We start from the raw sequence: 13,677 nt of genomic DNA, 5'->3' as shown, positions 1-13,677 counted from the left end.
CTACACACACACAACGGTGCGGCAGGGTCAGTGGCTAACGGTTTCCAGTTCCTGCGATGCAGGCTGCGCGGCGGCCACCGCCTTGCGCATCTGCTCGCAACCCCACAACACCCGCTCTGGCGTTGCCGGGGCATCAACCTGGGGTTGCAGGCGATAGTCGGCAATGCTGGCCACGGCATCCTTGATCGCGCACCAGGCGGCGATGCCAAGCATGAATGGCGGCTCGCCCACGGCCTTGGAATGGAACACCGTGTCTTCGGGGTTCTTGCGGTTTTCCACCAGCTTCACACGCAGGTCCAGCGGCATGTCGGCCACCGCCGGCACTTTGTAGCTGGCCGGGCCGTTGGTCATCAACTTGCCCTTGGCATTCCACACCAGCTCTTCGGTGGTCAGCCAGCCCATGCCCTGGATGAAACCGCCTTCCACCTGGCCGATATCGATGGCCGGGTTCAGCGAGTCGCCGACGTCATGCAGGATGTCGGCGCGCAGCATCTTGTATTCGCCCGTCAGGGTGTCGACGACCACTTCCACGCAGGCTGCACCGAAGGCGAAGTAGTAGAACGGCCGGCCGCGAGCCTGGCTGCGGTCGTAGAAAATCTTCGGCGTGCGGTAGAAGCCAGTGCTCGACAGCGACACCTGGGCAAAGTACGCCTGCTGCACGAGTTGCTCGAAGCTCAAGATCTGCTCGCGCACGCGCACATGGCCGTTGCGGAACTCGACGTCTTCCTCGGTCACCTGGTAATGCCGTGCGGCGAACTCGGTCAGGCGCTTCTTGAGGATTTCGGCGGCGTTCTGCGCGGCCTTGCCGTTCAGGTCGGCGCCGCTGGAAGCTGCGGTAGGCGAGGTGTTGGGGACCTTGTCGGTGTTGGTGGCAGTGATCTGGATGCGGTCGAAGTCGACCTGGAAGATCTGCGCCACCACTTGCGCCACTTTGGTGTTCAGGCCCTGGCCCATCTCGGTGCCGCCGTGGTTCAGGTGGATACTGCCGTCGGTGTAGATGTGGATCAGCGCACCGGCCTGGTTGAGGAAGGTGGCGGTGAACGAGATACCGAACTTGACCGGGGTCAGCGCCAGGCCCTTCTTGAGGATCGGGCTGTTGGCATTGAAGCGGCGAATCGACTCGCGCCGCTCGGCGTAATCGCTGCTGGCCTCAAGCTCGGCGGTCATCTCTTCGAGCATGTTGTGCTCGACGGTCTGGTAGTAGTGGGTGACGTTGCGGTCGGTCTTGCCGTAGTAGTTGGCCTTGCGCACCGCCAGCGGGTCGCGGCCCAGGTGGCGGGCGATATGGTCCATCACCTGCTCGATGGCGACCATGCCCTGCGGGCCGCCAAAGCCGCGGTAGGCGGTGTTGGAGGCGGTGTTGGTCTTGCAGCGGTGGCCGTGCACGGTGGCATCGCCCAGGTAGTAGGCGTTGTCGGAGTGGAACATGGCGCGGTCGACGATCGAGCCGGACAGGTCGGGCGAGTAGCCGCAGTTGCCGGCCAGGTCGAAATTGATGCCGTGCAGGCGGCCAGTGTCATCGAAGCCCACGTCGTACTCGACATAGAACGGGTGGCGCTTGCCGGTCATCATCATGTCTTCGACGCGCGGCAGGCGCATCTTGGTTGGCTGGCCGGTCAGGCGCGCAACCACCGCACACAGGCACGCCGGGCTGGCGGCTTGAGTTTCCTTGCCGCCGAAACCACCGCCCATGCGGCGCATGTCGAGGACGATCTTGTTCATCGGCACGTCCAGCACTTCGGCGACCAGCTTCTGCACCTCGGTGGGGTTTTGCGTGGAGCAGTAGACGATCATGCCGCCGTCCTCGGTCGGCATCACCGAGGAAATGTTGGTTTCCAGGTAGAAGTGCTCCTGGCCGCCGATATGCAGGGTGCCTTGCAGGCGGTGCGGGGCGCTGGCCAGGGCGGCGGCGGAGTCACCGCGCTGGTGGGTGTGGCTGTCGAGCACGAAGTGCTTCTTGCGAAACGCTTCGACCACATCCAGTACCGGCTCCAGGTCTTCGTATTCGATGATGGCCGCCATCGCTGCGCGGCGGGCGGTTTCCAGGTCGCGGGCAGCCACGGCGAGCACCGGTTGGCCGAAGAATTCGACCTTGTCGATGGCCAGCAGCGGGTCGCCGGCCACCACCGGGCCGATGTCCTTGAGGCCAGGGATGTCTTCGTGGGTGATGGCGATGCGTACACCCTCGAAGGCATAGCACGGCGTGGTGTCGACACGCAGGATGCGCGCGTGGGCGCGGTCGGCGGTGCGCGCATAGACGTGCAACTGGTTGGGGAATTCCAGGCGGTCATCGATATACACCGCTTCGCCGGCCACGTGCTTGTCGGCGCTGTCGTGCTTGACGCTGCGGCCGACCCCGGTGGTCAGGTCCTGGCTGAACAGTTCGGCCATCTCGGCCTGGCTCTTGGCTACGTGATGGTTAGACATAAGCGGTCACCCGGGTTTCGATGTGCGGTGTTTGCTGTTCGATGAAGTACTTGCGCAGCAGGTTCTGTGCGGTCAGCAGGCGGTACTCCTTGCTGGCGCGGAAGTCGCTGAGCGGGGTGAAGTCTTCGGCCAGCGCCTGGCAGGCGCGCTCGATGCTGGCCTGGTTCCACGCTTTGCCGCGCAGGGCTGCTTCGCAGGCGCGCGCACGCTTTGGAATGGCGGCCATGCCGCCGAAGGCGATTCGTACGCCGCTGACCACACCGTTCTCGATGCTCAGGTTGAACGCTGCGCACACGGCGGAAATGTCGTCGTCCAGGCGCTTGGACACTTTATAGGCGCGGAAGGCCCAGTCATCGCTGGCGCGCGGCACGATGATCTTCTCGATGAACTCGCTGTCCTGACGCGCGGTGATGCGGTAATCGATGAAGTAGTCCTCCAGCGCCAGGGTGCGCTGGCGTTCGCCTTGGCGCAACACCATCTGGGCATCCAGGGCAATCAGCAGGGGCGGCGAGTCGCCAATCGGCGAGGCGTTGCCGATATTGCCGCCCAAGGTGCCCTGGTTGCGGATCTGCAACGAGGCAAACCGGTGCAGCAGGTCGCCGAAGTCGGGGTACTCGGCGTTGAGCGCTTCATAGCAGTCGGTGAGCGGGGTGGCCGCGCCGATTTCCAGGTGGCTGGCGGTCTTGTCGATGCGCTTGAGTTCGGCCACGTGGCCGACATAGATCATCACAGGGAGCGTCTTGTGGAACTGGGTCACTTCCAGTGCCAGGTCGGTACCACCGGCCAGCAGGCGTGCTTCGGGGTGCGAGCTGTACAGGTCGGCCAGGTCGGCCACGGTCAACGGCACCAGGCAGCGCTTGTCGCCACTGTTGAGCTCGCCGGTCTGGGTCGGCGCGATGGCCTTGAGGCGGCTGATGGTCTGAGCTTGCTGGGCGTCGAACTGGTCGCGGCAAGGCTGGCGGCAGCTTTGCTCGGCAGCATCGAGGATCGGCCGGTAGCCGGTGCAGCGGCACAGGTTGCCGGCCAGGGCTTCCTGGGCCAGGTGCAGGTCGGGGCCTTGGCTGTTTTTCTGCAGGGCGAACAGCGACATGACGAAGCCTGGGGTGCAGAAGCCGCATTGCGAACCATGGCAGTCGGCCATGGCTTTTTGCACGCTGTGCAGTTCGCCCTGGTGCTTGAGGCCTTCGACGCTGATCAACTGCTTGCCATGCAGCGAAGACACGAAGGTCAGGCACGAATTGAGGCTGCGGTAGCGCAGGGTGTCCTGGCCCTTGTCGTCCTGGGTCAGTTCGCCGACCACCACGGTGCATGCACCGCAATCACCACTGGCACAGCCTTCCTTGGTGCCGGGTTTGCCCAGGTGCTCGCGCAGGTATTGCAGCACCGTCATGTTCGGGTCCAGGGCGTGCTCATTACGCAGCTCCTGGTTGACGAGAAACTGGATCACGGGGGTGGCCTCGCAATGGTTTTATTGTTGTTGGGCGGACAATAAGCAGACCTGACGAACTGGTCAATATTTTTCTGACTCAAAGGTCAGGAAAATGCGCATCTCTACACCCGGCCGAACACATTGCCTTTACTACAAGCATAGATCGCGCCGGGCAGGCGGCAGTCTGGCAGGCCAAATAAAGCGCAAGGCCCCTCTGCGCGAGTGCCGGTCAAGTACGCTACAATCCGCCCCTTGTGCCCAGTTCAATGATTTTGAAGGAAAACCATGACGTTCAAGGCCCCGGACAGCCTCTCCGAGCAGATTGCCGATTACCTGGCCGAACGCATCATCCGCGGCGAACTGGCGCCGGGCGAGCGCATCCAGGAGCAAAAGGTCACCCAGGCGCTGAATGTCAGCCGCGGTTCGGTGCGTGAGGCATTATTGATCCTCGAACGTCGGCATCTGGTCGCGATCTTGCCGCGTCGTGGCGCTCATGTGACCAAGCTGGACGAGCGCAGCGTGCGCAGCCTGTGCAACTTGATGGGCGAGTTCTACATCCTGCTGGGCAACGCCGTTGCACAAAAATGGCGCCTTGAGGCCGACCTGCGCCCGTTTCTGGAGATCCAGCAGCGCCTGCAGCTGGCCCGCGACCAACGGGACATCAAGGTGTTTGTTGCCGAAAGCTTCGCGGTGATGCGGGCGGCCTATCCGTTCGCGGACAACCCTTACCTGCAGGAAACCGTAGAAAACCTGCAGCCGGCCATGAGCCGCGCCTACTACCTGGCCCTGGACCAGCGCCAGGCCAGCACCGACGACTACCTGCAGCTGTTCGCCTGCCTGCTCGAGGCCGTGGTCTCGCGCGACCTCCCGCGCATCCGCGAGGTGCTCACCGCTTACTGCCAGCGCAGCTGTGAACTGGTGCTGGCGGCGTTGGCCCGGGCCTGACCATGCGCCTCAAATGCATTCGCCTGGCCGGGTTCAAGTCATTCGTCGACCCGACCACGGTCAACTTCCCCAGCAACATGGCGGCCGTGGTCGGCCCCAACGGTTGCGGCAAGTCCAACATCATCGACGCGGTGCGCTGGGTGATGGGCGAGAGCTCGGCGAAAAACCTGCGCGGCGAGTCGATGACCGACGTCATCTTCAACGGCTCCACCAGCCGCAAGCCGGTCAGCCAGGCCAGCATCGAGCTGGTGTTCGACAACAGCGACAACACCCTGGTAGGTGAATACGCGGCCTACGCCGAGATTTCCATCCGCCGCAAGGTGACCCGCGACGCGCAGAACAGCTACTACCTCAACGGCGCCAAATGCCGTCGCCGCGATATCACCGATATCTTCCTCGGCACCGGCCTTGGGCCGCGCAGCTACTCGATCATCGAGCAGGGCATGATCTCCAAGCTGATCGAAGCCAAGCCCGAGGAGTTGCGCAACTTCATCGAGGAGGCGGCGGGCATCTCCAAGTACAAGGAGCGCCGTCGCGAAACCGAGAACCGCATCCGCCGCACCCAGGAAAACCTGGCGCGCCTGACCGACCTGCGCGACGAGCTGGAGCGCCAGCTCGAACGCCTGCACCGCCAGGCCCAAGCCGCCGAGAAGTACCGCGAGTACAAGGCCCAGGAACGCCAGCTCAAGGCGCGCCTGTCGGCCCTGCGCTGGCGCGACCTGGACGAACGCGTACGCCAGCGCGAAGCGGTGATCGGCGACCAGGATGTGTCCCACGAGGCGTTGGTGGCCGAGCAGCGTAACGCCGACGCCAGCATCGAGCGCCTGCGCGATGGGCATCACGAATTGTCCGAGCGCTTCAACCAGGTCCAAGGCCGCTTCTATTCGGTGGCAGGCGATATCGCCCGGGTCGAGCAGAGCATCCAGCACGGCCAACAGCGCCTGCGCCAATTGCAGGACGACTTCAAGGAAGCCGAGCGCACGCGGCTGGAGACCGAGTCGCACCTGGGCCATGACCGCACCCTGCTGGCTACCCTTGGCGAAGAACTGGCCATGCTGGCGCCTGAGCAGGAAATGACCCTGGCGGCCGCCGAAGAGGCCGCCGCCACCCTCGAAGAAGCCGAGCTGGGCATGCACGGCTGGCAAGAGCAGTGGGACACCTTCAACACCCGCTCCGCCGAGCCCCGGCGCCAGGCGGAAGTGCAGCAGGCGCGCCTGCAGCAGCTGGAAACCAGCCTGGAGCGCTTGGCGGAGCGCCAGCGCAAGCTGGGTGAAGAACGCGACCTGTTGGGCGCCGAGCCACAGGATGCCGCCCTGCTCGAACTGGCCGAACAGTTGGCCAGTAGCGAAATGCTGCTGGACGAATTGCAGGTGTCCGAACAGCAAGTGGTCGAGCGCCTCGAAGGCACGCGCGAGCAGTTGCAGCAGGCCACCCAGGCGCAACAGCAGGCGCAGGGCGATCTGCAGCGCCTGGGTGGTCGCCTGGCATCGTTGGAGGCCTTGCAGCAGGCTGCGCTGGAGCCTGGCGTGGGTGCCGCAGACTGGTTGCGCGAGCAAGGCCTGGCGCAGCGCCCCCGCCTGGCGGAAGGGCTGCGGGTCGAACCGGGCTGGGAGCTGGCAGTAGAAACGGTGCTTGGCGCCGACCTGCAGGCGGTGCTGGTCGATGACTTCAACAACCTCGATTTCGCCGGCCTGGAGCAAGGCGAGTTGCGCTTGCTGCTGGCCGGCGGCGAGGGTGCGCGGCTGGCAGGCAGCCTGCTGGACAAGGTCGAAGGGCGTACCGACCTTATGCCCTGGCTGGGGCAGGTAAAACCGGTCGATGACCTGGCCCAGGCGCTGGCGCTGCGGGCTACCCTGAATGAAGGGCAAAGCCTGGTCAGCCGTGATGGTTACTGGGTGGGCCGGCATTTTTTGCGGGTCAGCCGAGGTGGCGAGGCCGAAGGCGGGGTGTTGGCCCGCGGCCAGGAAATCGAACGCCTGGGCCAGGAGCAGTGGGAGCAGCAAACCGCCCTGGAGCATCTTGAGCAACAGCTTCAAGGCCTGCGCGAGCAGCAGCTGGGCTTTGAAGAGCAGCGCGAGCAGTTGCGCCGCCGTACCCAGGAAGAGAGCCGCCAGCACGGCGAGTTCAAGGCCAACCTGTCGGCCAGCCGTGCCCGTGCCGAGCAAGTCGAATTGCGCCGCCGCCGTCTGCAGGAAGAGCTGACCGAGTTGCAGGAGCAGCGCGTCCTGGAGCACGAGCAACTGGGCGAGGCGCGGCTGGTGCTGCAGGAAGCCCTGGACCTCATGGCCCAGGACACCGAACAGCGCGAGCAGTTGATGGCCCGTCGCGATACCCTGCGCGAAGGCCTCGACCGCGTTCGCCAGGAGGCGCGCCAGCACAAGGACCATGCCCACCAGTTGGCCGTGCGCCTGGGCTCGCTGCGCGCCCAGCATGACTCCACCCGTCAGGCCCTGGAGCGCCTGGAGCAGCAGGCCGCACGCCTGACCGAGCGCCAGGAGCAACTGAGCCTGAACCTGGAGGAGGGCGAAGCACCCCTCGAAGAGTTGCGCTTGAAGCTCGAAGAACTGCTGGAGCGGCGCATGAGCGTCGACGAGGAAATGCGCCAGGCCCGCCTGCACATGGATGAGGCCGACCGTGCACTGCGCGACGCCGAAAAACGCCGCAGCCAGGCCGAGCAGCAAGCCCAACTGCTGCGCGGCCAGCTGGAGCAGTTGCGTTTGGAGTGCCAGGGCCTGGATGTGCGGCGCAAGACCCTGCAAGAGCAATTGCTGGCCGACGGTTACGACCTGCAAGGCGTGCTTGCCACGCTCGAAGCCGACGACAGCGAACAGGGCACCGAGCAGGCGCTGGAACAGACCGAGGCGCGTATCCAGCGCCTGGGCGCGATCAACCTGGCAGCGATCGAAGAATACGAGCAACAGTCCGAGCGCAAGCGCTACCTGGACGCGCAGAACGCCGACCTGGTCGAAGCGCTGGAGACCCTCGAAAACGTCATCCGCAAGATCGACAAGGAAACCCGCAACCGCTTCAAAGATACCTTTGATCAGATAAATGCCGGATTACAGGCACTTTTTCCAAAAGTTTTCGGTGGTGGCAGCGCTTATCTGGAACTGACGGGCGAAGATCTACTCGATACAGGGGTGACGATCATGGCGCGACCACCGGGCAAGAAGAACAGCACCATCCATTTGCTGTCCGGTGGCGAGAAGGCACTGACCGCCCTGGCGCTGGTGTTTGCCATTTTCAAGTTGAACCCCGCACCGTTCTGCATGCTCGACGAGGTCGATGCGCCGCTGGACGATGCCAACGTCGGGCGTTACGCGCGGCTGGTGAAGGAAATGAGTGAGAGTGTGCAGTTCATCTACATCACCCATAACAAGATTGCTATGGAGATGGCGGATCAATTGATGGGGGTGACCATGCACGAGCCCGGCTGCTCCCGCCTGGTGGCGGTGGATGTGGAGGAGGCGATGGCAATGGTCGACGCCTGATGAGCGAAGATACAGCACATTCTGTAGTGAAATGGCCCCGTCATGTGCGACAGACGGTGTAAAGTTCTCTTTGGTCGTGCTAGCTTAATGTCACTCGTTTTTTGCGTGGGTAAAACGCCTGTCAGAACATAGAGTTGGCGCCACGTGTTAAAGGGCTTTGAACCCTTTGTTTTCAAGCATATTTTTATAGAGGCACGGGATTACATGGAAATCGGTCTGCGCGAGTGGCTGATCCTCATCGGCATCATTGTCATTGCCGGTATTCTTTTCGACGGCTGGCGCCGCATGCGCGGCGGAAAAGGCAAGTTGAAATTCCGCCTGGATCGCAGTTATACCAATGCCCCCGACGAAGAGGGCGGCGCCGAAGTGCTCGGCCCGTCGCGGGTGCTGGATAACCACAAGGAGCCAGAACTGGACGAGAGCGACCTGCCCTCGCTCAGTGCGTCGTCGCGTGATCGCGAGCGCGAGCCCAAGCCGGTCAAGGCCAGCAAGCGTGGCAAGCGTGCCGCAGAAGTGCCGCAGGGTGACCTGAACCTGGTGGCCGAATCGCGCGAGCCTGACCTGTTTGCCGATAGCGATGATGACTTTGCTGCCGACAACAACCGCAACAGCGGTGCGTCGTCCGCCAACAACACGGTCAAGGAACTGCCCCCTGCCGAAGAGGTGCTGGTAATCAGCGTCATCTCCCGCGACGAGGGTGGCTTCAAAGGGCCAGCGCTGCTGCAGAACATTCTCGAAAGCGGCCTGCGTTTTGGCGAGATGGACATCTTCCACCGCCACGAGAGCATGGCCGGCCACGGCGAAGTGCTGTTCTCCATGGCCAACGCGGTGAAGCCCGGTATTTTCGACCTGGACGATATCGACCACTTCAGCACCCGTGCGGTGAGCTTCTTCCTGGGCCTGCCGGGCCCGCGTCATCCGAAGCAGGCCTTCGACGTGATGGTTGCAGCGGCGCGCAAGTTGGCCCATGAGCTCAATGGTGAACTCAAGGATGATCAGCGCAGCGTGCTGACCGCCCAGACCATCGAGCATTACCGCCAGCGCATCGTCGAGTTCGAGCGCCGCGCGCTGACCCAGAAGCGCTGATAGTTCCAGACGAAAGAGCAGCCTGCGGGGCGTGCTGGCCGGTTCGGGTTCCATGAAGGATCCCGGGCCCCAGGCCACGTCCTTCAGGCTGCTTTTTTGCTTTGCAAGAGAAGAAAAGAATGACCGCCGAATCCCGAATCCACGCCCTGCGCGCCGAACTCGACCAGCACAACTACCGCTACTACGTGCTCGATGAGCCCAGCGTGCCCGATGCCGAATACGACCGCCTGTTCAACGAACTCAAGGCGCTGGAGGCTGAGCACCCGCACCTGGTGACGCCCGACTCGCCAACCCAGCGTGTCGGCGGCCAGGCCTTGGCCGCGTTCAGCCAGGTACGTCACGAAGTGCCCATGCTCAGCCTGGGCAACGCCTTCGAAGAAGCCGACCTGCGTGAATTCGGCCGTCGTGTGGTCGACGGCCTCGACCAGCCAGGTGCGGTCGACTTCAGCTGCGAACCCAAGCTCGATGGCCTGGCCGTGAGCCTGCTGTACCGTGACGGCCAATTGGTGCAGGGCGCTACCCGCGGCGATGGCACGACCGGTGAAGACATCAGTGCCAACGTGCGCACCGTGCGCAACATTCCGCTAAAGCTTCAGGGCGAAGGCTGGCCGGCGGTGCTGGAAGTGCGCGGCGAGGTGTACATGAGCAAGGCCGGTTTCGACCGGCTCAATGCGGCCCAGGCAGAGGCGGGCGGCAAGACCTTCGCCAACCCGCGCAACGCCGCGGCTGGCAGCCTGCGCCAGCTGGACTCGAAAATCACCGCCAGTCGCCCGCTGGAGTTCTGTTGCTACGGCGTAGGCCAAGTGTCCGAAAGCATCGGCGACAGCCACATTGGCATCCTCGAACAGCTGAAGGCCTGGGGCCTGCCGATCAGCCGTGAGCTCAGGCATGCCGCCGGCATCGAAGAATGCCTGGCGTACTACCGCGACATCGGCGAGCGCCGCAACAGCCTGCCTTACGAAATCGACGGTGTGGTGTTCAAGGTCAACAGCCTGGCGTCCCAGCGTGAGCTGGGCTTCCGCGCCCGCGAGCCGCGCTGGGCGATTGCCCACAAGTTCCCGGCCATGGAAGAGCTGACCGAAGTGCTGGATGTCGAATTCCAGGTCGGCCGCACTGGGGCGGTAACCCCTGTGGCGCGTCTGAAGCCGGTCAAGGTGGCCGGTGTGACCGTGTCCAACGCCACCCTGCACAACATGGACGAAATCGCCCGCCTGGGCCTGCGCATCGGCGATACGGTCATCATTCGCCGCGCCGGTGATGTCATCCCGCAAGTCATGCAAGTGGTGCTCGAGCGCCGCCCCGAAGATGCCCGCCCGGTCGAAGTGCCGAGCGAGTGCCCGGTGTGTGGCTCGCAGGTCGAGCGTACCCAGCTGGTCAAGCGCAGCAAGGGCAAGGAAACCACCAGCGAAGGCGCGGTGTACCGTTGCGTCGGCCGCCTGGCCTGTGGCGCCCAGCTCAAGCAGGCGATCATTCACTACGTTTCGCGCCGCGCGATGGACATCGACGGCCTGGGCGAGAAGAGTGTCGAGCAGTTGGTGGACGAAGGGTTGATCGGCTCGCCGGCGGACCTGTACAAGTTGGAATTCGACCAGATCGTCGGCTTGGAAGGGTTTGCCGAGGTGTCCAGCAAGAAGCTGCTGGATGCCATCGAAGCCAGCAAGCGCCCGAGCCTGGCGCGTTTCATCTATGCCCTGGGTATTCCAGATGTGGGTGAAGAGACTGCCAAGGTGCTGGCGCGCTCGCTGGGCACGCTGGAGCGGGTGCAGCAGGCCCTGCCGCAGGTGCTGACCTACCTGCCGGACATCGGCCTTGAAGTGGCTTACGAGATCCACAACTTCTTTGAAGACGAACACAACTGCAAGGTCATCGAACAGTTGCTGGCCTGCGGCATGCAGTTGCAGGACGAAGGCGACCTGGCCGCCGAGTTTGCTGCCAGCACCACCCTGGCTGGGATGATCGCCAAGCTCGACATTCCCTCGGTCGGCCCGACCGGCGCTGAAAAGCTGGTGGCCAAGCTCGATAGCCTGGACAAGATCATCGCTGCCGATGGCATCGACTTGCGTCAGGCCTTGGCTGCCAAGCAGGCCGAGGCGGTGCGCGAGTTCTTCAAGGACGAAGCGAACCAGAAGCTGGCGCGGGCCATCGAGGCCCAGTTGCTGGCGTTCGGCATGCACTGGCACAGCGAGAAGAAAGTCGCCGAAGGGCTGCCGTTGGCGGGGCAGACCTGGGTGTTGACCGGCACCCTGGAGCGCATGAGCCGCGACATTGCCAAGGAGAAGCTGGAAAGCCTCGGCGCCAAGGTGGCGGGTTCCGTTTCCGGCAAGACCCACTGCGTGGTCGCCGGCCCAGGCGCGGGCTCCAAGCTGGCCAAGGCCAGTGAGCTGGGGGTGAAGGTGCTGGACGAAGACGCGTTCATTGCCTTCCTCGGCGAACAAGGCATCACCCTCTGACCCTGCGCGGACCTTGTAGGAGCGGCCTTGCGTCGCGAAAGGGCTGCGCAGCGGCCCCTGGATTTCAGCTTCGCCGCAGAGATTGCTGGGGCCGCTTCGCGCCCCTTTCGCGACGCAAGGCCGCTCCTACAAAGGCCGTCGTTCGCCAAGGTACCCCCGAATTCAAACAAGTCATTGAGAAATGATGACTTTTTCTCCGGCCAGAGGTTGTAACTTCGCCTCAGACCGGTACAATGGCGCGGCTCGCTGCTTAGCGAGTCGCGTTAGTGGTGGCCCCATCGGTCCCCCCGCATTGATTACCCGTTAACCTGGTCAGGCCCGGAAGGGAGCAGCCATAGCGGGAACATCGAGTGCCGGGGTGTGGCTGGTGGGGCCGCCTCCATTACGCAAGTCCTTGAGCTCTCAAGGATCTCTCGTTCGAAAAATCTCGAAGTGGAATAGTGCTTAGGTAGACCTAGGTGGCGCGTCATGCCGAGCATTATTTTCAGCGTTCTTGCCTATTGCTCTTTCACGCTCCCCGCGTTCCTGCGCAGCTTACGGCCTCTGCTTTGCTATGATTGGTAATTGCCAGCATGGCGCGGTGCTACTAGGATGGGGCATCTGAGCGAGGAGCGAGAGATGGAATTCGTAGAGCGACTGAACGCGTTATCAGCCAAAATCCGTCAGCAGGGTCCTGCTATCCAAACGGAAGAGGCGACCAAGATCGCCTTTGTCATGCCCTTCATCAACTCCGTCCTGGGTTACGATGTCTTCGACCCCTCGGAGGTCACGCCCGAGTACGTCTGCGACGTTGGGACCAAGAAGGGCGAGAAGATCGATTACGCGATCATGAAGAATGGGCAAATCCAGATTCTGATTGAGTGCAAGAAGATCGGTGAGCCGCTGCATATCAATCATGCGAGTCAGCTCTTCCGGTATTTTCACGTAACCACCGCCCGCATATCGATCCTTACCAATGGCCAGGTTTATCGCTTCTTTACTGACCTTGATGCCCCTAACAAAATGGACGAGAAGCCATTTTTGGAGCTGGATCTTCTTGATCTAGACGAGCACGCTCTTCCTGAACTGCAGAAGTTGACCAAGTCTGCGTTCGATGTTGACTCGATAATCAGTGCTGCTGGTGAGCTGAAATACGTGGGTCAGATCAAGAAAGAAATGGCCTCGCAGTTCAGTCAGCCCAGTGACGACTTCGTGAAGTTTTTCGCTACTCGGGTCTACGACGGGATCATCACCCAGAAGGTGCGGGAACAGTTCACCAGCTTGACTAGAAAGGCTGCAATACAGTTCTTAGGAGATCAGATCAACGACCGCTTGAAGTCGGCGATGAGTGGTGCAGCTGAGCCTTCCTTTGCTATGGAGTCGGTCGTAAGCAATTCGGTTGTAGAGCCTGCTGAAGACAGCGCTGAAGAGCAGATCCAAACAACTCTGGAAGAGCTTGAAGGTTTTCATATTGTAAAGGCAATCGTCAGGGCGGTTGTCGATGCGAAGCGAATCGTCCACCGGGATACTAAAAGTTACTTCGGTATTTTGCTTGATGATAATAACCGTAAGCCGATCTGCCGCCTACATTTCAATCGGACTCAAAAGTACATTGGTTTGTTTGATGCTGATAAGAACGAAACTCGGCATCCTATCTGCTCGTTGGATGACATTTATGGCTTTGCGGAACAACTGAAAGGCGCTATCTCACTGTACGAGTAGCTGAGTTTGTCTTCGCGTGCCGATGGCTAGGTAGTGGCCCCGGAACGGTTGCTCAGAAAACGTTAGGATTCAGTCTAGGCTCTGTAGGGAAATTTTGGTGGGAGCTGGCTTGTCCCGCGATGGTGTCCTCGGCTTTTTCAGGGGGGGT

Annotated in this window: 7 protein-coding genes and 1 other RNA gene; 6 read left to right on the top strand and 2 right to left on the bottom strand. The window is 62.4% G+C overall.

What is annotated here, in order from left to right:
* Positions 1–27 precede the first annotated feature (27 nt).
* A complete protein-coding gene (gene xdhB / locus NP534_RS21265) occupies positions 28–2,427 on the bottom strand; it encodes a xanthine dehydrogenase molybdopterin binding subunit (protein ID WP_274100011.1) in 2,400 nt (799 codons plus the stop codon).
* Complete coding sequence (gene xdhA / locus NP534_RS21260; protein ID WP_274100010.1) at positions 2,420–3,874, bottom strand: xanthine dehydrogenase small subunit; 1,455 nt, start codon at positions 3,872–3,874, stop codon at positions 2,420–2,422. The genes xdhB and xdhA overlap by 8 nt, the downstream gene beginning before the upstream one ends.
* A gap of 267 nt (positions 3,875–4,141) precedes the next feature.
* On the opposite strand from xdhA, the gene NP534_RS21255 reads away from it, so the two are divergent.
* The 6 genes from NP534_RS21255 (at position 4,142) to NP534_RS21230 (ending at position 13,529) form a co-directional block, all read left to right on the top strand.
* On the top strand, positions 4,142–4,801 hold the full coding sequence (locus NP534_RS21255) for a GntR family transcriptional regulator (protein WP_274100009.1): 660 nt from the start codon (positions 4,142–4,144) through the stop codon (positions 4,799–4,801).
* Positions 4,802–4,803: 2 nt separating this feature from the next.
* A complete protein-coding gene (smc, locus tag NP534_RS21250) occupies positions 4,804–8,292 on the top strand; it encodes a chromosome segregation protein SMC (RefSeq protein WP_274100008.1) in 3,489 nt (1,162 codons plus the stop codon).
* Positions 8,293–8,496: 204 nt separating this feature from the next.
* Positions 8,497–9,378: a cell division protein ZipA gene (gene zipA / locus NP534_RS21245; protein ID WP_274100007.1), complete on the top strand. Its 882-nt coding sequence runs from the start codon at positions 8,497–8,499 to the stop codon at positions 9,376–9,378.
* A 119-nt stretch (positions 9,379–9,497) separates the two neighbouring features.
* Complete coding sequence (ligA, locus tag NP534_RS21240) at positions 9,498–11,828, top strand: NAD-dependent DNA ligase LigA (RefSeq protein WP_274100006.1); 2,331 nt, start codon at positions 9,498–9,500, stop codon at positions 11,826–11,828.
* A 276-nt stretch (positions 11,829–12,104) separates the two neighbouring features.
* Positions 12,105–12,201, top strand: an RNA gene (ffs, locus tag NP534_RS21235) — signal recognition particle sRNA small type.
* Positions 12,202–12,446: 245 nt separating this feature from the next.
* A complete protein-coding gene (locus NP534_RS21230) occupies positions 12,447–13,529 on the top strand; it encodes a type I restriction endonuclease (protein ID WP_274100005.1) in 1,083 nt (360 codons plus the stop codon).
* The last annotated feature ends 148 nt before the right edge of the window (positions 13,530–13,677 follow it).

Origin of the sequence: Pseudomonas sp. 39004, from assembly GCF_028682155.1 — a bacterium.
In the GTDB taxonomy this organism is placed as follows: Bacteria; Pseudomonadota; Gammaproteobacteria; order Pseudomonadales; family Pseudomonadaceae; genus Aquipseudomonas; species Aquipseudomonas capeferrum.
This window is presented reverse-complemented; position numbering and strand designations above follow the sequence as displayed.